The sequence below is a fragment of the Streptomyces sp. NPDC001787 genome (assembly GCF_040297465.1).
Lineage (GTDB): Bacteria > Actinomycetota > Actinomycetes > Streptomycetales > Streptomycetaceae > Streptomyces.
On the sequence record NZ_JBEOZE010000019.1, the window covers coordinates 1 to 22,001 of the forward strand.

The 22,001-nt window shown below is 71.1% G+C and carries 23 protein-coding genes and 1 pseudogene; 11 read left to right on the forward strand and 13 right to left on the reverse strand.

Annotated features, from left to right (window positions below):
* The 3 genes and pseudogenes from ABT170_RS24275 to ABT170_RS24285 form a co-directional block, all read right to left on the reverse strand.
* Window positions 1–81 (reverse strand): annotated as a pseudogene (locus tag ABT170_RS24275) (electron transfer flavoprotein subunit beta); the annotation flags it as partial.
* Window positions 82–283: 202 nt separating this feature from the next.
* Window positions 284–790 carry a flavin reductase family protein gene (locus tag ABT170_RS24280; RefSeq protein WP_351870695.1) on the reverse strand — a complete coding sequence of 169 codons (507 nt, stop codon included), beginning with the start codon at window positions 788–790 and terminating at the stop codon, window positions 284–286.
* Window positions 791–986: 196 nt separating this feature from the next.
* Window positions 987–1,313 carry a TlpA family protein disulfide reductase gene (locus ABT170_RS24285; RefSeq protein WP_351870698.1) on the reverse strand — a complete coding sequence of 109 codons (327 nt, stop codon included), beginning with the start codon at window positions 1,311–1,313 and terminating at the stop codon, window positions 987–989.
* A gap of 218 nt (window positions 1,314–1,531) precedes the next feature.
* Between ABT170_RS24285 and ABT170_RS24290 the strand changes: the two genes are divergently transcribed.
* The 3 genes from ABT170_RS24290 (at window position 1,532) to ABT170_RS24300 (ending at window position 4,423) form a co-directional block, all read left to right on the forward strand.
* On the forward strand, window positions 1,532–2,254 hold the full coding sequence (locus tag ABT170_RS24290) for a lysophospholipid acyltransferase family protein (RefSeq protein WP_329943179.1): 723 nt from the start codon (window positions 1,532–1,534) through the stop codon (window positions 2,252–2,254).
* A gap of 268 nt (window positions 2,255–2,522) precedes the next feature.
* Window positions 2,523–3,143, forward strand: coding sequence for a TetR/AcrR family transcriptional regulator (locus tag ABT170_RS24295; RefSeq protein WP_351870701.1), 621 nt, complete (start codon window positions 2,523–2,525; stop codon window positions 3,141–3,143).
* 86 nt (window positions 3,144–3,229) lie between these two features.
* The gene (locus ABT170_RS24300) at window positions 3,230–4,423 is read left to right on the forward strand and encodes an MFS transporter (RefSeq protein ID WP_351870704.1); all 1,194 of its coding nucleotides are present in this window, start codon (window positions 3,230–3,232) and stop codon (window positions 4,421–4,423) included.
* A 134-nt stretch (window positions 4,424–4,557) separates the two neighbouring features.
* On the opposite strand, the gene ABT170_RS24305 is transcribed toward ABT170_RS24300, so the two are convergent.
* The 3 genes from ABT170_RS24305 to ABT170_RS24315 are packed head-to-tail and all read right to left on the reverse strand — an operon-like array spanning window position 4,558 to window position 7,822.
* Complete coding sequence (locus ABT170_RS24305) at window positions 4,558–5,652, reverse strand: threonine aldolase family protein (RefSeq protein WP_329943176.1); 1,095 nt, start codon at window positions 5,650–5,652, stop codon at window positions 4,558–4,560.
* The gene (locus tag ABT170_RS24310) at window positions 5,631–6,398 is read right to left on the reverse strand and encodes an SDR family NAD(P)-dependent oxidoreductase (RefSeq protein ID WP_329943175.1); all 768 of its coding nucleotides are present in this window, start codon (window positions 6,396–6,398) and stop codon (window positions 5,631–5,633) included. The genes ABT170_RS24305 and ABT170_RS24310 overlap by 22 nt, the downstream gene beginning before the upstream one ends.
* Window positions 6,399–6,424: 26 nt before the next feature.
* Window positions 6,425–7,822: a DUF6421 family protein gene (locus ABT170_RS24315; RefSeq protein ID WP_329943174.1), complete on the reverse strand. Its 1,398-nt coding sequence runs from the start codon at window positions 7,820–7,822 to the stop codon at window positions 6,425–6,427.
* A 295-nt stretch (window positions 7,823–8,117) separates the two neighbouring features.
* On the opposite strand from ABT170_RS24315, the gene ABT170_RS24320 reads away from it, so the two are divergent.
* On the forward strand, window positions 8,118–8,801 hold the full coding sequence (locus ABT170_RS24320; protein WP_351870709.1) for a glycerophosphodiester phosphodiesterase: 684 nt from the start codon (window positions 8,118–8,120) through the stop codon (window positions 8,799–8,801).
* 88 nt (window positions 8,802–8,889) lie between these two features.
* Here ABT170_RS24320 and ABT170_RS24325 read toward each other — a convergent pair whose 3' ends face one another.
* On the reverse strand, window positions 8,890–9,438 hold the full coding sequence (locus ABT170_RS24325; protein WP_329943172.1) for a GNAT family N-acetyltransferase: 549 nt from the start codon (window positions 9,436–9,438) through the stop codon (window positions 8,890–8,892).
* Window positions 9,439–9,680: 242 nt separating this feature from the next.
* Here ABT170_RS24325 and ABT170_RS24330 point away from each other — a divergent pair, with 242 nt between their 5' ends.
* The 5 genes from ABT170_RS24330 (at window position 9,681) to ABT170_RS24350 (ending at window position 12,850) form a co-directional block, all read left to right on the forward strand.
* Window positions 9,681–10,304, forward strand: a complete 624-nt coding sequence (locus ABT170_RS24330; protein ID WP_329943171.1) for a DUF5134 domain-containing protein — start codon at window positions 9,681–9,683, stop codon at window positions 10,302–10,304.
* 86 nt (window positions 10,305–10,390) lie between these two features.
* Window positions 10,391–11,326, forward strand: a complete 936-nt coding sequence (locus tag ABT170_RS24335; RefSeq protein WP_329943170.1) for a M56 family metallopeptidase — start codon at window positions 10,391–10,393, stop codon at window positions 11,324–11,326.
* Window positions 11,327–11,359: 33 nt separating this feature from the next.
* A complete protein-coding gene (locus tag ABT170_RS24340) occupies window positions 11,360–12,067 on the forward strand; it encodes a phosphatase PAP2 family protein (RefSeq protein ID WP_351870714.1) in 708 nt (235 codons plus the stop codon).
* Window positions 12,068–12,266: 199 nt separating this feature from the next.
* Complete coding sequence (locus ABT170_RS24345) at window positions 12,267–12,464, forward strand: hypothetical protein (protein WP_329943168.1); 198 nt, start codon at window positions 12,267–12,269, stop codon at window positions 12,462–12,464.
* Between the two features lie 65 nt (window positions 12,465–12,529).
* Window positions 12,530–12,850 (forward strand): GNAT family protein, encoded by a 321-nt coding sequence (locus ABT170_RS24350; protein WP_329943186.1) that lies wholly within the window; start codon window positions 12,530–12,532, stop codon window positions 12,848–12,850.
* Between the two features lie 158 nt (window positions 12,851–13,008).
* Here the strand turns inward: ABT170_RS24350 and ABT170_RS24355 are convergent, their stop codons facing one another.
* Window positions 13,009–14,499 (reverse strand): LVIVD repeat-containing protein, encoded by a 1,491-nt coding sequence (locus ABT170_RS24355; protein ID WP_329943167.1) that lies wholly within the window; start codon window positions 14,497–14,499, stop codon window positions 13,009–13,011.
* Window positions 14,500–14,657: 158 nt separating this feature from the next.
* Between ABT170_RS24355 and ABT170_RS24360 the strand changes: the two genes are divergently transcribed.
* Window positions 14,658–15,344 (forward strand): DUF305 domain-containing protein, encoded by a 687-nt coding sequence (locus ABT170_RS24360; protein WP_329943166.1) that lies wholly within the window; start codon window positions 14,658–14,660, stop codon window positions 15,342–15,344.
* Between the two features lie 233 nt (window positions 15,345–15,577).
* Window positions 15,578–16,963 carry an FAD-dependent oxidoreductase gene (locus ABT170_RS24365; protein ID WP_329943165.1) on the forward strand — a complete coding sequence of 462 codons (1,386 nt, stop codon included), beginning with the start codon at window positions 15,578–15,580 and terminating at the stop codon, window positions 16,961–16,963.
* A gap of 60 nt (window positions 16,964–17,023) precedes the next feature.
* Here the strand turns inward: ABT170_RS24365 and ABT170_RS24370 are convergent, their stop codons facing one another.
* From ABT170_RS24370 to ABT170_RS24390, 5 genes are all read right to left on the reverse strand, one after another.
* Window positions 17,024–17,371, reverse strand: a complete 348-nt coding sequence (locus tag ABT170_RS24370) for an ArsR/SmtB family transcription factor (RefSeq protein ID WP_329943185.1) — start codon at window positions 17,369–17,371, stop codon at window positions 17,024–17,026.
* A 252-nt stretch (window positions 17,372–17,623) separates the two neighbouring features.
* A complete protein-coding gene (locus ABT170_RS24375) occupies window positions 17,624–18,352 on the reverse strand; it encodes a class I SAM-dependent methyltransferase (RefSeq protein ID WP_329943164.1) in 729 nt (242 codons plus the stop codon).
* Between the two features lie 38 nt (window positions 18,353–18,390).
* Window positions 18,391–20,097: a PHP domain-containing protein gene (locus ABT170_RS24380; protein WP_329943163.1), complete on the reverse strand. Its 1,707-nt coding sequence runs from the start codon at window positions 20,095–20,097 to the stop codon at window positions 18,391–18,393.
* Window positions 20,098–20,318: 221 nt separating this feature from the next.
* Window positions 20,319–21,425, reverse strand: coding sequence for an NADH:flavin oxidoreductase/NADH oxidase (locus ABT170_RS24385; RefSeq protein WP_351870721.1), 1,107 nt, complete (start codon window positions 21,423–21,425; stop codon window positions 20,319–20,321).
* Between the two features lie 114 nt (window positions 21,426–21,539).
* Window positions 21,540–21,944: a hypothetical protein gene (locus tag ABT170_RS24390; protein ID WP_351870724.1), complete on the reverse strand. Its 405-nt coding sequence runs from the start codon at window positions 21,942–21,944 to the stop codon at window positions 21,540–21,542.
* Between the last annotated feature and the right edge of the window lie 57 nt (window positions 21,945–22,001).

Consider the following 22,001-nt stretch of genomic DNA (forward strand, 5'->3'; position numbering starts at 1 on the left):
CACCGTCAGGTCATCGGCGAAACGCCGGTCACCGGTCGCGTCGGGCACATACTTCACACAGACAACGATCCTCAAGCTCACGCCGGCTCTCCTACTGCATCGTCTTTCCCGGGCTGCCTTGTTGCACGCAGCATAGGCGCCTTTTGGGGCGGTTTCCGGTCGGGGCGACCGACGCTCCGAACGAAATATTACTCGCCAGTACACCCAGTGTTCCACGCACAGGCAAGCGCTCCGCACTGTGACGTTGCCAACGCGGTGCGCCCCCTGCGCCGCCTGCGCGTTCTCAGTCTCGCAGAGCCGTGAAACGCCCCTGGTGGTAGACCAGCGGACGGCCGCCCCCGGCCGGGTCACCGGCTTCCGCCCGAGCGATCACGATGCGGTGGTCCCCGGCGGGGACACGGGCGACCACACGGCACACCAGCCAGGCCGACACCCCGCCCAGCACGGGTACGCCTTCGGGGCCGCTGCGCCAGTCGGTGGACGGGCCGAACCGGTCGGCCCCGCTCCGCGCGAACCTGGCGGCCAGCTCCTCCTGGTGCTCACCGAGTATGTGGACGCCGACGTACTCGGCCTCGGCGATCACCGGCCAGCTGGAGGAGGAGACGCCCACGCCGAAGGAGACGAGCGGCGGTTCGGCGGCGACGGAGTTGAGCGACGTGGCGGTGAAACCGACCGGGGAGTCGCCGGCCGCGGTGATCACGGCGACGCCCGCGGCGTGCTGCCTGAAGACGGCGCGGAGAAGGTCGGGCGAGGCGGTGCGGGCGGTGGCGAGATCGGGCGAAGCCGTCATGGAGGTGTCCTTCTGCGTGAGTGGCGTACGTGGCCGTAGGTGCTCAGGCACCCGGACAGCGCGCACTCGCGTTGCGTGCGAGGTCCACGTGGACCCGGCCGTAGAGAAGGAGTTCTGTCGGCATAGCGTCAGACTGACGATGCGAGGCGGGTGCGGTCAAGGGCGTTCCGCAATGTGGGAGATGTGTCACGGTCCGTCATATGGCCCGCCCCAGTGCCGCGACGACGTCCACGGTGCGCGGCTGCCCCGATGCCCGGCGGACGACGTCCCCCCGGGCGTCGAGCACCAGCACGGTCGGCGTACTGCTGATGTCCAGCTGCCTCACGAGAGTGAGATGCGCCTCTGCGTCGATCTCGATGTGGGCGACCCCTTCGACCATCCCGGCCACCTCCACGAGCGTGCGCCGGGTGGCCCGGCAGGGCTGGCAGAAGGCGCTGGAGAACTGGACGAGGGTGGCCCGATCCCCCAGTTCCGCGCCGAGTTGGGACGCGTCGAGCCTGTCCTTGCGTGTTTGCCCGTCCACTTCCGGCCTCCTGTCAGAGCTCTACGCAAAGACTCAGCACCGGCCGGCGGCGGGACATTCCCGCAGTTCCCACGTGACGAGAATCTCGCGCCCCGCACCCACCGGGACTGGCCAGCGCGTCGCGCATGGGGCACCATCGCCACAATGCCGAAAACCTACGGCTGCGTAACTTCCGCCGGGAGAACCCTCCTCAGGCGCTGAAGAAGGGTCTTCCCCAGATGGCAGAACTCGTCTATCGGCCGGTCATCGGCGCCGCTCGCACTCTGTTCAAGGCGCTCGACCTGAAGATCGACACTCAGGGTTCGGAGCACATCCCGAAGACCGGCGGTGCGGTACTGGTCAGCAACCACATCAGCTATCTGGACTTCATCTTCACCGGCCTCGGCGCCCTGCCGCAGAAGCGGCTCGTCCGGTTCATGGCGAAGGAATCGGTCTTCCGGCACCGGATCTCCGGCCCCCTGATGCGCGGGATGAAGCACATCCCGGTCGACCGCAACCAGGGCGAGGACGCGTACGCGCACGCGCTCGAATCACTGCGCTCCGGTGAGATCGTCGGGGTGTTCCCGGAAGCGACCATCTCGCAGTCGTTCACGCTCAAGAGCTTCAAGTCGGGGGCCGCCCGGCTGGCCCAGGAAGCCGGCGTACCGCTGATCCCGATGGCCCTGTGGGGCACGCAGCGGATCTGGACCAAGGGACGCCCGCGCAATTTCAAGCGCAGCCACATCCCGATCACCATCCGGGTCGGCGAGCCCGTGGAGGCGCCCACCGACCAGTACGCCGGTGCCATCACCCGGCGGCTGCGGGAGCGGGTGCAGGAACTCCTCGAGGCCGCGCAGCGCGCCTATCCGGTGCGCCCCAGGGACGCGAGCGACACCTGGTGGGTGCCCGCCCACCTCGGAGGCACGGCCCCGACACCCGCCGAGGTGCGCGAGCTCGGCTGACCGGCCCGCACCGCCCGGCCGGGCGCTCGGGCGGAAACGTCACTCCGGGCGCGGAGGGTGATCCGCGCGCCGGGGACCGGCACCTCCCCTTGACCGGCGAGTCCGGAGCCCGTGGCTCCGGGCTCGCCGGTCCGTCGTGGGCGCGAGGCCCACCGGCGGGAGGGTCCCCTTCATGTACCTCTCGGTGACGCCCCCGTCGCCGCACCGGACGACAACGCCCCCGCAGATCCGCCCCTTTTATTTGTCACACCCGTGATAATGTTCGGCGATGCCAGCTCGGATCGACCTCGAACAGCGCCGCGCGGATGTCGTCGAGGCTGCCTTCCGCCTCCTGGTCGACGAGGGCTTCAGCGGTTTGTCGCTGCGGAAGGTCGCCGCCGAATCGGGATGGAACATCGGATCGGTACGCCATTACTTCGACGACCACCGCGGTCTTCTCATGGCGGCCGCGAGCGAGGTCGGCGCCCGCATGGGACGAAGACTCACCCGGTATCCGGCCGAGGCCCTGTCCGGGCTCACAGGCGAATCCGCCGTCGACGCCCTGCAGGAACTGGTCGAGGAACTCCTGCCGATCGACGAGGAACGCCGCGTCGAGTCGATCGTCCTGACGGAGTTCATCGTTGCCGCCCGGGTGAACCCGATCTTCCGCCCGGTGACCGAACAGATGGCCGCCGACATGCGTCAGGTCATCACGGACGCCCTGGGCGTTCTCGATGTGGACGAGCCGGCCGAGGAGGCCGAGCGGCTCGTCGCGGTCCTGGGTGGTCTGATCCTCGATTCGGTGACGCCGCACGGATCGATCGGCGTCGAGCGGCTGCGCCGAACGCTGCGGACGCACCTGTGCTCGATCCTGCTGAAGTCCCCCGGCGCCGCACCGGCCGCCCCTTGATCCGATCCCGCTCCTTGATCCGATCCCGCCCATTGACCTGATCCGCTCACTTTCAGGCTTCTTCGAAGCACAAAAGGAGATCGGTTGTGCCCGCATGGCTTTTCGCTCTGCTCGTCGCGGCTTTCGTGTTCTATACGGATGACTATGTGATCGCGGGGGTTCTGCCGGAACTCGCGAAGGATCTGGAGGTCAGCGAGGCGCACGCCGGTCAGCTGGTCACCGTCTTCTCCCTCACTGTCGCGCTGGCCGCACCGGTCGCCGCGTTCACCTTGGCCCGGGTACCACGCCGCCGCCTGTTCACCGTCTCGTTCGCGATCTTCGTCGTGGCGAACCTGGCAGCCGCCTCGGCAACCGGCTTCGGCCTTCTGGTGGCCCTGCGGATCGTGGCCGCGCTCGCGGCGGCGGCCTCCACACCGGCGGTGTTCGCGTACGCCGCCGGTCGGGCTCCGGCAGGCCGGATCGGCGGGTATGTGGCGGTGGTGTCGCTCGGTGTCACGGGGTCGATCGCCGCCGGGGTTCCGATCGGCACCTGGATCGGCGGCCACTACGGCTGGCGCGCGACGTTCCTCTCGATGGCGGTGGCGGGGGCCGGAGCGCTGGTCCTCCTGCTCCTGACCCTGCCCCGTGAGCGGGAGGCGGCCGGTGAGGCGCTCGGCGTCCCCGACCAGCTGCGCGCCCTCGCCCACGCGCCGGTGGCGCTGGGACTGCTGGCGAACTGCGTGCTCATGACCGGTTCGATGATGATGCTGACGTACATGGCTCCCTTCCTCACCGCCGTGAGCCGGGCCGACGTGGATCAGCGCGCACTGTCCTTCAGCCTGTCCGGGGTCGCCGGCATCATCTGTATCTGGGCGGGTGGGAAGGCCACCGACAGGTGGGGACCGGACCGCACGCTGATCGCCGGAATCAGCGCGTTCACCTGTGTCATGGCGGCACTGGGGGTGCTGTGGTCCGTCCGTCCGGTGCCGTTCTCCGTGCTCCTCGTGGTGGGCACGGTCTGGGGCGGCATCGCCTTCTGGAACTCCCCGGCGATCCAGGCACGCCTCTATCTGCTCGCCGGTCCGGCCGCCGCGCAGGCCATGGCGCTCAACACCTCGGGCACCTATCTCGGAGTCTCGCTCGGCGGAGTCGTCGGGGGCCTGACCCTGAGCACCCTGGGGGCCGGACTGCTGCCGGCCATCGCGGCTGCCCTCGGGCTGGGCGCGCTGGCGCTGCTGGCACTCGCTGTCGGCGCCTCGAAGAAATCACCGAGCGGCAGGGCAGCCGTCGTGGAGCCCTGATTCCCGGGCAGCCGTGATCCCCGGCAGTCGGAGCGCCGGCACGACGGACGGCGCACCGGCACGAACGGGCGGCCGACGGGAATCAGTTGATCTCCCGCCGGCCGCCTGTTCACATGGGTCCCGGGCGAGGGGCGCTACTTCGCCGCCGAGGTGTTCGCCATTTCTTCCTTGAGCGCCTGGATGAACGCGTCGACATCGTCCTCGGTCGTGTCGAAGGAACACATCCAGCGGACGTCCCCGGCCGCCTCGTCCCAGAAGTAGAACCGGAAGCGCTTCCGCAGACGTTCACCGACGCCGTGCGGCAGTCGCGCGAAGACGGCGTTGGCCTGCACGGGGTACAGGATCTCCACCCCGTCGACCGCCCGGACCCCCTCGGCGAGCCGCTGCGCCATGGCGTTGGCCTGGCGGGCGTTGCGCAGCCACAGGTCACGCGCGAGCAGGGCCTCCAGCTGGACGGAGACGAAGCGCATCTTGGAGGCGAGCTGCATCGACAGCTTGCGCAGGTGCTTCATCGCCCGGACCGCGTCGGGGTTGAGCACGACGACGGCCTCGCCGAAGAGGGCGCCGTTCTTCGTGCCGCCGAGGGACAGCGCATCGACACCGACCGTGTTGGTGAACGTACGCATCGGTACGTCCAACGACGCGGCGGCGTTGGCTATCCGGGCGCCGTCGAGGTGGACCTTCATGCCCCGCTCATGGGCGTGGTCGCAGATCGCGCGGATCTCGTCCGGCGTGTAGACCGTGCCCAGCTCGGTGTTCTGGGCGATCGAGACGACCTGCGGCATCGCCCGGTGCTCGTCGTCCCAGCCGTACGCCTGCCGGTCGATGAGCTCGGGTGTCAGCTTGCCGTCCGGGGTCGGCACGGTGAGCAGCTTCAGCCCGCCCATCCGCTCCGGGGCGCCGCCCTCGTCCACATTGATGTGTGCGGACTCGGCGCAGATCACGGCGCCCCAGCGGTCGGTCAGCGCCTGGAGGGCGACGACGTTGGCCCCGGTGCCGTTGAAGACCGGGAAGGCCTCGGCGGTGGATCCGAAGTGGCTGTGCATGACCCGCTGGAGGTGACCGGTGTAGTTGTCCTCCCCGTAGGCGACCTGATGGCCGCCGTTGGCGAGGGCGAGGGCGGCCAGGACCTCCGGGTGCGCGCCCGCGTAGTTGTCGCTGGCGAGGCCACGTGCCTGCGGGTCATGGTGACGTCGAGCGTCGGTCCTTACGGTTGCGGGGTCAGCCACAGGCGCTTTCCGTTCACTTCTGCGGCGGGCTTGTCCCAGACGCCGGCGATGGCCTCGGCCAGCTCCTTGACGTCGGTGAAGCCCGCGAACTTCGCATTCGGGCGCTCGGCGCGCATCGCGTCGTGCACCAGTGCCTTGATGACCAGGATCGCAGCCGCCGTCCTCGGCCCCTCGTCGCCCCCCGCTTTACGGAAGGCGTCGCCGAGCGCGAGCGTCCAGGCCTCGGCCGCGGCCTTGGCGGACGCGTAGGCCGCGTTGCCCGCCGTGGGCTTGCTCGCCCCGGCGGCGCTGATCAGCACATAGCGGCCCCGGTCGCTGCGCTGCAGGCCGCCCTGGAAGGCGAGCGAGGTGGACTGCACCGTGCGGATCAGCAGCTTCTCCAACACGTCCCAGTCGGCCAGATCGGTCTCCTCGAAGGTGGCGCTGCCGCGCCAGCCGCCGACGAGGTGGACCAGGCCGTCGATCCGGCCGAATTCCTTCTCCGTCTTGACCGCCCAGTCCCGGGCCGCCGAAAGGTCGAGCAGATCGACGATGTCGCCGGTGACGGTCGCGCCGCCGTGGGCGTACCGCGCCGCGTCGACCGCTTCGGCCAGTCGCTCGGGGTTGGCGTCGGACGCGACGACGGTCGCACCGGCCTCGGCGAGCCGGAGCAGTGTCGCCCGGCCGGCCGGGCCCGCCGCTCCGGCCACCGCGATCACCGCGCCTTCGAGCGTCCCGGTTCCGTTGCCCCTACCGATTCCGTTCATGGCCACCGTCTCCTTGGCACCAGCGCTCACGCGGCTGCCCGCTCGGCATTCGTCGCGGTGATCCCCTTGGTGGAGGCGATCACGTTCTTCAGCTTCTTGGACAGCGCCTCATAGAACATGCTCAGGGGAAACTCGTCCGGAAGCACGTCGTCGACGAGCTTGCGCGGGGGCAGACTGAGGTCCAGGGCGTCCGGACCCTTGGCCCAGCGCGAGCCGGGGTGCGGAGAGAGATAGGTCGCGACCAGGTCGTACGCGGCGAACCAGTGGACCAGTTTGGGACGGTCGATGCCGTCGCGGTAGAGCTTCTCGATCTCGGCGCAGAGCTGGTTGGTGACCTGCGGGGCACGCTCCCAGTCGATCTTCAGCGTGTTGTCGGTCCAGCGGACGACATCGTGCTTGTGGAGGTAGGCGAAGAGGAGCTGACCGCCGAGGCCGTCGTAGTTGCGGACGCGCTCGCCGGTGACGGGGAAGCGGAACATCCGGTCGAACAGTACGGCGTACTGCACGTCCCGGCCCTGGCCGATGCCGTCGGCCTCCAGCTTCACGGCCTCCTTGAAGGCGGTGAGGTCACAGCGCAGCTCCTCCAGGCCGTACATCCAGAACGGCTGGCGCTGCTTGATCATGAAGGGGTCGAACGGCAGGTCGCCATGGCTGTGGGTGCGGTCGTGGACCATGTCCCAGAGCACGAAGGCCTGCTCGCAGCGCTCCTGGTCGCCGACCATCTCGCGGATGTCCTCCGGCAGCTCCAGGCCGAGGAGATCGACGGACGCCTCGGTCACCCGGCGGAAGCGGGCGGCCTCGCGGTCGCAGAAGATGCCGCCCCAGCTGAAGCGCTCGGGGGCCTCGCGCACGGCGATGGTCTCCGGGAAGAGCACCGCGGAGTTGGTGTCGTAGCCGGCGGTGAAGTCCTCGAAGGTGATGCCGCAGAAGAGGGGGTTGTCGTAGCGGGTGGCTTCGAGGTCGGCGAGCCACTCGGGCCAGACCATCCTCAGCACGACCGCTTCGAGGTTGCGGTCGGGGTTGCCGTTCTGCGTGTACATCGCGAAGACGACCAGGTGCTGGAGGCCGTCCACACGGTCCTTGGCGGGCTGGAAGGCGAGCAGCGAGTCGAGGAAGTCCGGCACCCGGAAACCGTCCGCCGCCCAGCGGCGCAGGTCCGCGGCGAGGGCGCGGTGGTACTCGGCGTCGTGCGGCAGCAGCGGGGAGAGCTCCTCGACCGCGGTGACCACCCGGTCGACGACGGCCGCGACGGCGTCGGGTGCCGGGGCGCCCTCGGCCTCGAAGTCGATGGAACCGTCCTTGGACTGCCAGGGCCGGATCTCCTCCACGGCGTCCTTGAGCGCGGGCCAGGCCGGGTGCTCGATCACCCGCTGGGCAGCAGTTATCGCACCTTCGGTGGCTTCGTGCACAAGAATTTCCGTCATCACACTTCCTCCACGGGAGAACCTCGCGTAAAGCCACCGTAACCGCGCGCGGTTCCATCGGACAAGTGTGGAGCCGAAAAATATCCTGCGTACCCCCCATGGTCACCGCTGTTTTTCCTGCCGTGCACCGCCATGGCGGTCAGTTCGCTTCGCCGGGGCGGGACGGGGAGGGCCGCCCCCTCGCGGCGCAAGACAGCCGTGCCGCGGGCCATTACCCTCCGCAGTGCCGGAATGCCCTACAGCCTCCTGGGCAGAAGCAGCCCGCGGGGCAGCCGACCACGGAAGCGAGATCGCCTTGACTTTTCTCACCATCGGCCACCGCGGGGTCATGGGAGTGGAACCGGAGAACACCCTGCGGTCCTTCGTCCGCGCCGAACAGGCCGGGATGGACGCCATCGAGCTGGATCTCCATCTGAGCAAGGACGGCGCGCTCGCCGTGATGCACGACGCCGACGTGGCCCGCACGACGGACGGCACCGGGCCGATCGCCGGGAAGACCCTCGCCGAACTGCGCGAGCTGGACGCCGGAGAGGGAGAGCGGGTGCCCGTCTTCGAGGAGGTCCTCGACACCGTCGCCTCACCGCTCCAGGCGGAGATCAAGGACGCCGCGGCCGCGCGTGCGCTGGCGGGGGTGATGGTGCGGCGTGGACTCGTCGGCCGGGTGGAGGTGTCCTCGTTCCATGACGAGGCGGTGGCCGAGATCGCCCGGCTCGTCCCCGGTGTACGGACGGTTCTCATCGCCGGCCGCTGGGGCGGCGATGTGGTGGAACGGGCCAAGGCCGTGGGCGCGGCGACGCTCGCGCTGAACATCCGGCGCCTCACCCTGGAGGTCGTCGAGGAGGCGCACCGCGAGGGTCTGAAGGTGATCGGCTGGGTGGTGAACACCCAGGACCATCTGCGGCTGGTGCGCGCGCTGGGCCTGGACAGCGCGACGACCGACTTCCCGGAGATCCGCCGCGCCGGACGGTTCACCGCCTGAGCGCTCCCGGCCGCGCCCCGCGCCGCTCCGCATGCCCGTCCCCGCCACTGGCCCCGGCGCGGGCGCCGTCGGCGCGGGGAGCGGGGGGCTACAGGGTCTTCACCAGCAGCTCGAAGGCCAGGTCCGGGCGCTGCGGGATACCGAAGCGCTCCTCGCCGTACGGGAACGGGGTGAGCTCTCCCGTACGGCGGTAGCCGCGGCGCTCGTACCAGGCGATCAGTTCGTCACGCACGGATATCACCGTCATATGCATCTCGCCCACGCCCCAGTCCTCCCGGACCGTGCGCTCCGCCTCGGCGATGATCTTCTTGCCGAGACCGGCGCCCTGGAGACCGGGCCGCACCGCGAACATGCCGAAGTACGCGGCCTCGCCCCGGTGTTCGAGCTGGCAGCAGGCGACCAGCGTGCCGTCCCGCTCGACCACGAGCAGCCGGCCGGAGGGCGCGGTGACCACGGCGCGCACCCCGTCCTCATCGGTGCGCTGCCCCTGGAGGATGTCCGCCTCCGTGGTCCAGCCGGCCCGGCTGGAGTCGCCGCGGTAGGCCGACTCGATCAGTGCCACGAGCGCCGGGATGTCGTCCTCGGCCGCGTCGCGGAAGGTGAGCCGGTCCGATTCGAGGGGCGGGGCGGTGTCCATGGCGGAGCTCTCCTGTGTCTGTCTGTGCTTCCGATGCGTTTGTCCGTGCCGATCGCTCTTCATACCGCATACCGCCGAGCGCTCCTCACGACACTAACCCGGCCGGGACCGTCTCTCGCAGGCCCCGGCGCACTCCCCCAACGCTCCAATGCGCCGGGTATGACCGGCGCGGCGTGGGCATCGATCAGTCGACCCGACACCGGTGTCGATGGCCAGAGCGACTGGCCCAGGGGAGGTGCGCCGTGCACGGACCGGCCCTGTCCGGCTGGCTGCTGATGGCGCTGTGCGCGGTGACCGGCGCGTACTGCCTGCTGCGCACGCGCAGCGTCGGCCCGCAGGAGCGCAGCACCGCGCGCGCGGAGGCGTTCATGGGATTCGGTATGGCGGCGATGGCCGTACCGGCCGCCGTGCTCACGCCCCCGGCGTGGGCCTGGGCGGTGTACGCGGCGCTGTTCGGCGGTGCCGCGCTGCGGGCCCTGTGGTTCGTCCGGCGAGGCGGGCACCATCTGCATCATCTGGTCGGTTCGCTGGCCATGGTCTACATGGCCCTGATGATGGCCCCGGGCATCGGGGGGAGCGGTGGGCACACCGGGCACGGCGCCCCGGGCCCCGCCGCCCCGGAGGCCGGAGGGATACCCCTGCTGACCGGTGCCCTGCTGGTGTATTTCGCGTTCTATGTGCTGCGGTCCGCCGGGCGCCTGATACCCGTGGCCGTCCCCGCGGGCGGCCCGGGAGGCGTCGGAGGTACGGGGCCCGCTCGCGGCGCGGGCGGTGCGGACGGCGGCTGGGGCGACCGGCCCGAGCTCACGCTGGCCTGCCGGCTCACGATGGGGATGGCGATGTTCGCGATGCTGCTCACCCTGTGAGACAGCACACCCTTCAAACAGTGTCGTACGTCACTTGGCGGTCGCATCCATACCCGCGGGAACCCCGCCCTCATAGGCTGACGCCCATGTTGGTCTCCCTCGTGCTGCTGTTGCTCGGTGCGCTGGCCGCCCTGGTGACCCCGCGACTGATGGCGCGGGCCCGGTGGCCGGAGCGCGAGCCCGTGGTGGCGCTGTGGGTGTGGCAGTGCGTGGTGGCGGCGGTGCTGCTGTCGTTCGGCCTGTCGATGACCTTCAGCGCGGCCGCCGCGTGGCAGGCCGTCCGCGGCCATGTCTTCGCCCCCGCGCCGCACGCCGTCGTGGAGGCCTACGCACTGGCGGCGTACGGACCGTGGTCCGCCGTCATCGCGGTGCTGCTGGCCCTCGGGGGCGTCTGGAGCGGCGCCATGCTCTTCCGGGAGATCCGCCGCGCGCGGCGCCGCCGGCGGCAGCGCCGCGCCGAACTGCTGGTCCGTTCCCCGCTGTTGCCCGGCGAGGAGCCCGGCAGCGGGCGGCTCGTGGTGCTGGAGGGCGAGCGCCCCGACGCCTGGTGGCTTCCCGGCGCCGCCCCCCAACTGGTCATCACCACCGCCGCACTGGGGCGCCTGAAGGGCCGTCAGCTGGATGCGGTGCTCGCCCATGAGCAGGGGCACGCCCAGGCTCGGCACGACTGGCTGCTGAACTGCTCCTCGGCGCTGGCGACCGGCTTCCCGCAGATCCCCGTGTTCGCCGCGTTCCGCGACGAGATGCACCGGCTGGTCGAGCTGGCCGCCGACGATGTGGCGTCGCGTCGTTTCGGCCGTCTCACGATCGCGCTCGCGCTGGTCGAACTCAACGAGGACCGCGGGGTGTTCGGCCCCTGCCCGACGCCGCAGGCGGAAGTGCCGCTGCGGGTGAACCGGTTGCTGTCCCCGGTGGAGCGACTCACGGCCGGCCGTCGGCTGCGGCTGACCGCCGCGGCCGCGCTGGTGCCGGTCGTTCCGCTGCTGGTGGCGTTCATTCCCGGGCTCAGTGCCCTGGGATAGCCGGTGAACGGGGGCGTCCGCGAGGATCACTCCATGCGCACCCCACCCTCGTACCGGCCCGACCGACCCCGTACCGCCCCGCGTGCCCTTCGGGTGGCCGGCATCAGCGCCTGCCTCGCCGCACTGCTGATGGTTCTCGTGGTCACGCACTGGTCCCCGCTGATGTCGCTGGACCGCACGGTCGCCGGGGAACTGCACCGGCATGCCGTGGGCGAACCGGGTCTGGTCCACCTCAACCGGGTGCTGACGGACTGGGTGTGGGATCCCTGGACGATGCGCGCGCTCGTCGCTGTCGTCGTGATCGGCCTGTGGTGGCACGGCGCGCGGCTGCTCGCCGGATGGGTGGCGGCGACGAGTCTGGTCTCCACCCTCGTACAGCAGGGCCTGAAGGCCGCGGTCGGGCGGGAGCGCCCCGAGTGGCCCGATCCGGTGGACTCGGCCCATTACGCGGCGTTCCCGTCCGGTCACGTCATGACGGCGGTCGTGACCTGCGGGCTGTTCCTGTGGCTGCTGCGCGTGTTCGGAGCGGGGCCGCGCGTGTGGCGGGGCGCACTCGTCGTGGCGGGAGTCTCCGTGGCCGGCGTGGGGTTCACCCGGATCTATCTGGGCGTGCACTGGATGACCGATGTGCTGGAGGGCGTACTGCTGGGAGTGGCCGCCGTGGCGTTCTCGATCGCCGGACACCACGCGTGGACGGCCCGTACGACAACAGGGGCTGCCGCCCCCCGCCACGACGGCTGAGCCCCGTGGGCAAGGGCCGGGGAGGAGGCTCGCGGCCAGAGCCGTCCGGAGCGGGCCGGAGAAAGCCGGCAGAGGCCGTTCGAACACGCCGGGCGACACACCTCACATCCCGTGGTGGCACCCGGCAGGCGGGCATGTGAGCGATGTCCCTGCCGCACAATGGGTCGGATTGTCGGACAGGGGTCGTAGCCTTGTACGCATGTCCCCCATTCCGTCCTCGTCCCGTTCCGTGCGTCCGATGCGCCCCGCGCGTTCCGCAGCAGTGGTGAATGAAGAGATTCGCGACCTGTGGCAGCGCTCCGGTGGGCTGCTGTCCCCCGAGGGCGAGGCGGAGTATCAGCGGTTGCTGGTGGAGTGGGCGGCGGCCACCGGCGGCAGCGCCCGGGACGCGGCCTGAAGCGGACCCCGGCGCGGGTGGCGGAGCGGACCCCGGCGTGAAGGGCGGCCGACGGCACCGCGGAGATCAAGAGGCTCTGGGTGGATCCCCCGGTACGGGGACGTGGTGTCGCCTCCGCCCTCGTCGAAGGGGCGCCGGCCCACGCGGCGCGGTCCGGTGGGGGCCATCGGCTGCGGCCCTCGGTGTGGAGCCGGCACCGGCGTCATCGCGCCGCACGGGCGCGGGCCGGATTCACCGCGGCCGGGTCCTGGACGCCCGGGACGGGCTCGTATGCATGGAGCACGCCTGATTCCGGCGATCCCCCGCGTCGCCGGACCCAGGCGCGCACCCGCGGCCCGGTCCCTGAGGGGTACGGCCGCGGGCCACGCCGACGACCGAGGAGCTGAAGGGCGTCGGCACAGGGATACAGCATGTCCCCGTGCGACTCATCGGTCAATGAATTATCACGGTGAAGCCCCGCCGGGCGGGGTACGCCCGGCGGGTGAACCGCCCGGCGTACCCCGGTCTCGCCCCGGAATGCCCGGATGCGTGACGCAGGGACGGCTCAGCGGTCGAAGTAGTCCGGCTGCGTCTGCACGTTGAGCTCCTTCAGCCGGACCCTCTTCGCCGGGTCGGTGCGCCGGTCGTCGAGCTTCAGGACGTCGAAGCCCTTGGCGATGTCGTTGGAGTAGATGTAGCCGTTGTAGTAGTACGCCGACCACGAACCGGCCGTGGTGACCCCGTCGAGCGTGACGGGACCGCGCTCGAAGTAGGCGATCTCCTTGGGCTTCGAGGAGTTGGTGAAGTCCCAGACGGATATGCCGCCCTGGTACCAGGCCTGGACCATCAGGTCACGGCCCTCGACCGGGATGATCGAACCGTTGTGGGCCACGCAGACCTCGACGTCGGCCTGGTGACGGTCGATCTTGAAGTAGCTGCGGAAGACGAGCTTGCGGTGGTCGCCGCGGCCCACGATGTCGTAGATGCCGTCGGCGCCGCGGTCCGGGCCGATCTCCTCGTTGCAGGTGGCCGCGCCGCCACCGCCGAGCTCGTCGGTGAAGACGACCTTGTCGGCGTCCTGGTTGAACGTCGCCGAGTGCCAGAACGCGAAGTTCACGTTGTCCTGGACCCTGTCGATGATCTTCGGGTTCTCCGGGTCCTTGATGGAGAACAGCAGGCCGTCACCCATGCAGGCGCCGGCGGCCAGGTCCTTCGACGGCAGAACGGTGATGTCGTGGCAGCCGGTCGTCCTGGAGACACCGGGGTTCTCGGGCGCACCCGGGTTTCCGCCGTCCGGGAAGAGCACCGGGAAGTTCACGATCGCGGCCTTCTCGGGCGCGCTGCGCGGCACCTTGATGACCGAGATGCCGTCGTGCGGCGGCCGGCAGTCGGGGAACGCCTCGCTGGGCGAGTACGAGGAGACGTACACGTAGACGTTCCTGCGCTCGGGCACCAGCGTGTGGGTGTGCGAACCGCACGCGGTCTCGACGGCGGCGACGTACTTCGGGTTGCGCTTGTCGCTGATGTCGAAGACCTTCATGCCCTCCCAGGAGGACTTCTCCGTGGCGGGCTGGGTGGTGCTGGCACAGGAGTTGTCGTTGCGCGAGGAGTCGGTGGACAGGAACAGCAGGTCCCCGGAGACCGAGATGTCGTTCTGCGAGCCGGGGCAGAGGACCTGGGAGACGGTCTTCGGCTTCTTCGGGTTGCTGATGTCGAAGATGCGGAAGCCGTCATAGTTGCCGGAGAAGGCGTACTTGCCCTGGAAGGCCAGATCCGTGTTGGTGCCCTTGAGGGCGTCCTTGGGGATGTTGGCGAGGTGCTTGATGTTGTCGCTGTGGACGATCTCGTCCACACCGGGTATCTCGCCGCTCTTGATGGCGGCTGCGGCTTCCGCCTCCTGGCTCGCGGAGATGCCGCCGCGCTGTGCCGGGGTGTCGCCGGGGTCGGGCGTCGCGGCTGCGGTGGTGGCCGTCAGCAGAGTGGCGAAGAGCCCGGCCGCGGCTGCCGCCACGCCCAGACGTCTGCGCCGCACACGGGTGGTGGGCAACGAGGTCACTGCGTCCTCCCTTGTATCCGTTCGAAGTTGAACGGCTTACGGACCCCGGCAGTATCGTCCTTCTCATGTACACACCAACAGGTGGCAACACAGACGTAATGAAAACTTCTGATCATCACCGCCCGGAAGCGTGCTAGGACGGTCTGCAACAAACCCTTGTGGCACAGGAGGTCGCCGTGTTGATCCACCGTCAGTCCACGCGTGTGCGCGCAACCGCCCTCATCGCAGCGGCCGTTGCCGCGGCCCTGGCCCTGACCGCCTGTGACGCGGCAGAGGGCGGCGGAAGCCCGAAGGCCGGGTCGGACCCGGGTTCGTCGGTCGTGGCGCCCGGCAAGCCGGGAGAGCCGGCCAGGACGCTCTCCGCCGAGGAGGCCGTGAAGGCCGCCGGCCAGGACACCGCGAACTCCGCCGACTTCCGCTATGCGCGGATGATGATCCAGCACCACGGCCAGGCCCTCGTCATGACGCGACTCGTCCCGGACCGTGCCTCCTCCACCTCCGTCAAACGGCTGGCCGAGCGCATATCCGCAGGCCAGAAGCCGGAGATCGGCGCGATGGAAGGATGGCTGAAAAGCAACGGCGGAGACAGCCGCAAGGAGACGCACGACCACTCGGCGATGCCCGGCATGGCGACCGACGCACAGGTGAAGGAGTTGCGCGGTGCGCGGGGCAAGGCGTTCGACGAGCTGTTCCTGAAACTGATGATCACCCATCATCAGGGGGCGATCACGATGGCCACCGAGGCGCTCTCGGAAGGGAACAACGTGCTGGTCGAGGAGATGGCGGGCGATGTCGTCGCCCAGCAGACGGTGGAGATCGACCGGATGCGCGGACTGATGGGCTGACGGGCTGGCACAGTACCGGCCTGCCCCGGTCCCGGCCTGCCCCGGTCCCGGCCTGTCCCGATCCCGGCCTGTCCCCCCCCTGTCCCAGGTCCCGGTTCGGTTTTGGTTTGGTTTTTGGTTCCGGCCCGGCCCGGCCCCGCTCGGCCCGACCGGACCGGAGTTCCTCTCGCGCTCCGCTCCCCCGCGCCTCCGCACGGTGCGATGCTGGAGGGACCCTCGGGAAGAGGTGCGCCGTGCTCCGTGTCGCCGTGGTCGGTTCGGGCCCCAGCGGGGTCTACACCGCCCAGTCCCTGCTCCAGCAGTCGCTGGTGCCCGATGTGCGGGTGCACGTGCTGGACCGGCTGCCCGCCCCGTACGGCCTGGTGCGCTACGGGGTCGCCCCCGACCACGAGAAGATCAAGTCGCTCCAGAGCAGCCTGCGCGCGGTCCTGGAGGACGAGCGGATCACCTTCGTCGGCCATGTCGAGGTGGGCGGCCCCGACGGGCTTTCACCCGCACGGCTCAGTCAGCTCTATCACGCGGTCGTCTACTGCGTCGGCGCGGCGACCGACCGGCCGCTCTCCGTGCCCGGCGAGGATCTGCCGGGCAGCTTCTCCGCCACGGAGTTCGTCTCCTGGTACAGCGCCCACCCGGACGCCCCCGCCGAGGGCTTCGCGCTGCACGCCCGCTCGGCGGTGGTGATCGGGGTCGGCAATGTGGCGGTCGACGTGGCCCGGATCCTGGCACGCGGCGCGGATGAGCTGCGCGCCACCGATGTGCCCCACGCGGCGCTCCGCGCGCTCTTCGGGAGCCGGGTCCGCCAGGTGCACATCGCGGGCAGGCGCGGCCCGTCCCAGGCCAGGTTCACCACGAAGGAGCTGCGGGAACTCGGCGCCCTCCCCCGGGCACGCGTCGTCGTCGACCCCGCGGAGCTGGCCCTCGACCCGGCGTACGCGGCCCCGGCGGACAGTCCGGGGACAGGGGCGCCTCCCCTGCCGGCGGCGGTGCGGCGCAATCTGGAGGTGCTGCGGGGCTGGGCGGCGGGCCCACCGCCCGTCGCCGGGGCCCGGGAGCGCCTGGTCCGTCTGCGGTTCTTCCTGCGGCCGGTGGAGCTGCTGGAGCGGGGCGGCCGGGTCGCCGGGGTGCGGTTCGCCCGCACGGTCCCGGACGGCACCGGCGGGGTACGGGACTCCGGGACGTACGAGGACATCGAGGCCCAGCTCGTACTGCGGGCGGTCGGCTACCGGGGCCTGCCCCTGCCCGGTCTGCCGTTCGACCCGGCGCACGGCACCGTGCCGCATCTGGCGGGGCGGGTCCTGCGGGACGGGGCGCCGTCGCCCGGCGAGTACGTGGCGGGCTGGATCAAGCGCGGGCCGACCGGGGTGATCGGCTCGAACCGCTCGTGCGCCAAGGAGACGGTCGCCTCGCTGATCGAGGACGCGCCGCGGCTGGTGCGGCGGCGGGTGGCGGACGATCCCCTGACCGTGCTGCGGGCGTGGGGGCTGCGGCCGGTGGAGTGGGACGGCTGGCTGTCGATCGAACGGGCGGAAGCGGCGCTCGGGCAGTCGCTGGGACGCGGACCGGTGAAGATCCCGGACTGGAGCGGGCTGCTCGACGCGGCGCGGGGCGAGGACCACTGAACGGCGGCCCACCGCACGGCGGCCCGGCCGACTCGGCCTCGCGGCCGGCTCTCGGTGCGGTCAGCCCGCGATCCGTCGTACGTGCCCGTCCTCGCCGAGGCGTCGGGCCTGGTGGTCCGCGGCCCGGAGAACGCTGTCGAGCAGCCCGGGGAAGAGCGCGTCCAGATCTTCCTGGCGCAGGCCGCTGACCTTCGCGGTGCCCCGGTAGATCTGGTGGATGACGCCGCTCTCGCGCAGCACCCGGAAGTGGTGGGTGGAGGTGGACTTGGACACCGGAAGGTCGAACCGCGAACAGGCCAGTTCCTCGCCCGCGCCCGACAGCCGGCGGACGATGCGCAGCCGTATCGGGTCGGCCAGCGCGTGCAGCACGTCCTCGATCCGGATCTCCTCGCGCGCGGGATGGGCCAGCGCACGGGGCCCCGTCGCAGCGGCCGGGTCCGCGGGCGCCGACGGGACACCGGTACCGGCGGCGGGGGCCGGGGCATCGGGGACCGCGGTGGTGGCGCTTGCGGGGGTCACGGTGACTCCACTTCGTCCGGGGAACTCCATGGTACGAGAGTCATCCAGATCACCGCCCCGGCGCGGCTGCCGCAGGCCGCCCCGCCGCCGGGCCAGTGCCCGGAGCCGCCCCCGCAGCCGTTCCCCGGGGGATCCCCGGCGTCATTCCCGGGTCGCCACCACCAGCCGGGCGCGCGGGCTGCCGTCGGCCCGCGTTCCCAGCTCCGTCAGCGGCAGGAGCCGCACGGAGAAGCCCGTCCGGGTCAGGTCGTCCAGGACGTCGGGGAGCCTGAACGTGCGGTAGTACATGATGAATCGCGGGCGCCAGAGCGCGTTGCGCACCCGCATCGCGACGTCGAATCCGAACAGCGCCCAGTAGTCCCGGGATCCCACCGCGGGCGGCGCGCCCAGCGGGAAGACGAACCGTCCGCCCGGCCTCAGCGACCCGTACACCTGGGCGAACAGCCCGGGGCGCTCCTTCGGCAGGAAGTGCCCGAACGCGCCGAAGCTCAGCGCCAGGTCGAAGGACCGCGTGAAGGGCAGTGCCCGCGCGTCGGCCCGTACCCAGTCCACCACCGGTCCCCCGGCCGTGTCCGGCAGCGCCGACCGGGCCTCGGCGAGCATGCCCGCGCTGAAGTCGACCCCGGTGACCCGCTCCCGGCACAGCTGCCTGAGCACGCCCACACCTGCCCCGGTGCCGCAGCAGACGTCGAGCCCGGAGTCGAACGGTCCCAGCGGGCGCACGGCGCGGGTGACGGCGTCGAGAACCCGGCCGGGTGTCCGGTAGGGCGTGTGGTCGAACTTCGGGGCGAGCAGGTCGTATCCACGCTCGGTGGAGGAGAGCGCCTGGACGGCCAGCTCGCGCAACGTGGGGCCCTTTTGTGTGAACATTGCCGGTCAGCGTACCGACCGGCGGACCCTGTCCGGGGTCATCGCCCGGATACGTCCACGAAGACCGGGTTGGTGTAGAACCAGGTGTCCAGCCACGGGTTGCCCTGTCCGGGCTCGTGCGGGAGCGGGCCGTGCGGGTCGACGGACCCGCCGAGCGGTCCCGTCCCGTGGCGCTTTCCGTCGCTGCCGCGCAGCCGCAGGTAGAACGGCTCGTCGGCGCGTCCGACGGGGATGCGCAGTGTGTACGTTCCACGGCGCCCGGAGACGTCCGCCGTATGGGCGACCCGGGTGTCGGGCGCCCGCCACGCGTCGCGGTCGGCGGCCGGGCCGGTGACGGCGCCGCGGATGACGTCGACATGGGTGAGCTTCGGGAGCAGGCCGTGCGGGTTGCGGCGGGATGCCGTGGTCACCGTGACGTCCAGCGTGAGCTTCTCGCCGCGCCGGGCGCGCAGCCGGCCGCCGAGGGTGACGCCACGGCCGTGTTCGCCGCGCAGCCGGACATCGACGGCGTCCAGGAGGTGACCGTGGTCGACCCAGACCCGGCCGGCCCGGAGCCCCGCCATCACGTCGCGGTAGCCGTACCGGGTGACGCCCACATGCGTGCGGCTGAACTGGCCGGGCCAGAAGTCGCCGCCGGGCTGCGGCTCGGTGGTGTTGTACGGGTCCGGGAGGCGGCCGGTGCTGTCGAACGTCTCGCCGGGCGGCCAGGCTCCGTTGACCCAGGTGTCCTGGGCGACGCGGTGGACATCGGAGTTGGAGGTGATGGTGAAGAGCTTGCCCTCGGCCAGCATCGCGTCCCAGAGTCCGCCGACCGTCGCCGTCGCCCAGTCGAAGCCGCCGTGGGTGACGTAGGCCTCGCGCGGGTAGCCCGGCCAGGAGTCGGCGGACGGCTGGTTGGTGTACTCGCCGCGGACGTTGGCCGGCGGGTGCCAGCCGGGGATCGCTCCGGCCTGCGCACCGGGTGCGCCCTCCATCCCGATCATGATTCCGGGTGCCGCGTCGCGCCAGCCGCGCAGTTCGTGCGGGGAGTCGATGCCCAGTCGCATCGGGTGGTTGGCCAGGACGAGTACGTCGTCGACGTAGCCGGTACGGCGCTGTTCGGCGAGCCACTGGAGGGCCTTGACCGCGTGCGCCTCGTTGCGGGGCGTGTCGGGGTGTGTGGGCCCGCCGGCGGTGTAGCCGAGCAGCTTTCCGTCGTACGCGGCCTCGAAGCGGGTGAGCAGGTCGACCTCGTGCCGGCCGGGCGGGGAGAAGACGGTGCAGTGTTCGGCACCGGGGATGTACCACTCCAGCCCCTGGAAGATCAGCATGCGCTTGTTCCGCGCCCGGGCCTTCAGGATCTCGCGGTGTTCCCGCTGTGCGCCGAACTCGGCGTGCCCGATGTTGCTGTGCTCGGTGAAGACCATCCAGTCGAGCCCGAACCTCCGCCCGGCGGTGGCCAGCTGGGAGAAGGTGTACTTGGCGTCGTGGCTGTAGACGGAGTGGTTGTGATGGTCACCGACCAGGTAGGCCAGTTCCGGATCACTGCCGCCGTGGCCGTGGCCGTTCCCGTGCCCCCCGCCATGACCGCCGCCGTGACCTCCGCCCCGGCCCGATGCCTGAGCCGGTGACGCCAGCGACGCGGCGGCGAAAGCGGCGCTGAAGAGGCCTGCGCGGCGCAGTACCCCCCGGCGGCTGAGCCCTTGGGCGTCGAGCGATTCCGCGGGGACCTTCGGGTCGGCCCATTCGGGCAGGGGCTGGCGCATGACGGCGTGCTCTCCTCTGTACGGAAAGGGCCGGCACGGCGGGATCGTCGCATCGATGTGCGTACGCATCCATGACGGGCAGCCCCCGGGGCTGCCGCCGGCCCCTCGTCACAGAGTGGCGTGACATTGGAAACCGCAGGTGAACCAGGCACCAAGGTGGGGTGGTGCCCACATGGCGGGTGCCGTCTCGGGCCCGCTCCACAGCACGTACGGCGCCGCCCTCAGGCCGCGCGGCCGTACTGCGGGGGCACGGACACCTCAACGCCCAGTTCGCGTGCGGCGCTGCGGGCGAAGTAGGGGTTGCGGAGCAGTTCCCGGCCGAGCAGCACGGCGTCCGCCCGGCCCTCGGCGAGAATCTTCTCGGCCTGGACCGGTTCGGTGATCAGGCCGACCGCGGCGACGGGCAGTCCCGCCTCGGTGCGTACCCGCTCGGCGAACGGCACCTGGAAACCGGGGGCCGCCGGAATGTGCGCCCTCGGGGCGAGCCCGCCGGTCGAGACGTCCAGCAGGTCGACGCCGTGCGCCCGCAGCTCGCGGGCGAAGCGGACGGTGTCGTCGGCGGTCCAGCCGTCCCGTTCGTCGTCCTCGTTCTCGGTCAGCCAGTCGGTGGCGGAGATCCGGAAGAACAGCGGGAGTTCCTCGGGCCACACCGCACGCACCGCGTCCACGACCTCCAGGGCGAAGCGGGTGCGGTTCTCGAAGGAACCGCCGTAGGAGTCGGTGCGGCGGTTGCTGTGCGGGGAGAGGAATTCGCCGATCAGATAGCCGTGCGCGCCGTGGATCTCCACGACCCGGAAGCCCGCGGCCAGCGCCCGCCGCGCGGCGTCGGCGAACTCGGAGACCACTTCCTGGATCCGTCCGACGGTCAGCTCCGCCGGGACCGGGTGGCCCTCGTCGAACGGCAGCGGGCTCGGCCCCAGCGGCTGCCACCCCTCGCCACTCGGCGCGTCGGCCCCGATCGGACCGCCGCCGCGCCACGGGCGGTCGGTCGAGCCCTTGCGGCCGGCGTGGGCGAGCTGGATACCGGCCACCGTGCCCTGCTCGGCCAGGAAGTCGGTGATGCGGCGCAGCGCCGTCACCTGCCGGTCGTTCCAGATGCCGAGGTCCGCCGGACTGATCCGGCCCTCGGCACTGACCGCGGTGGCCTCCACCAGGATCAGGCCGGTGCCGCCCGCCGCGCGGGCGGCGTAGTGGGAGAAGTGCCAGTCGTGCGCGACGCCTGCCTCCGGCCCGGACGCCGCCGCGCTGTACTGACACATGGGCGCCATCCAGACACGGTTGGGAATGGTCAGCGACCGCAGGACGCAGGGCTCGAAAAGGGCGCTCACGCCGGACTCCGTTTCACCGGGAAGGACCGAATGGAGGCGCGGGTGACAGAGCCCGCGACTAGTACGAGAATGATCGTACTACGACACCCATCGAATTACGAAGGCTCTCGTACTTCACCGGTCCTCCGTCCGGCGACGCCTCAGCGCGATATCGGCATCGGCGTCGTAGCCCTGGGTCCAGGTGCGCCCGGCACCCGATGTCCAGGTGACCTGGACGGCGCCCCCGTCGGCCTTGACGCCCACCACCGTCATCGCCCGGTCACCGTCCCGCACATCGCCGCGGAGCAGTTCACGCGCCTTGACCGTGACGGGCCGCGCCGACCGGGCGTCCTCCGTCTCCTCGGCCGCCCGCAGGAGTGCCGCCGCCAGCGCCCTGGCCGCCTCCGGGGTGCAGGTCCAGTCGGACCGGCCCGCCGGGGTTCCGATCCGGAGGGCGACCAGCGACGGGCCGCCGGCCGCACCGGCGATCACCTCCACCGGCGCCTCCCGGCCGCCCTCGTCCATGATCTCGACACCCATCGCCGCCCGCTCCTCATCGCCTCGCCGCGGACCGCCCCGTCCGGGACCGGCCTCCTG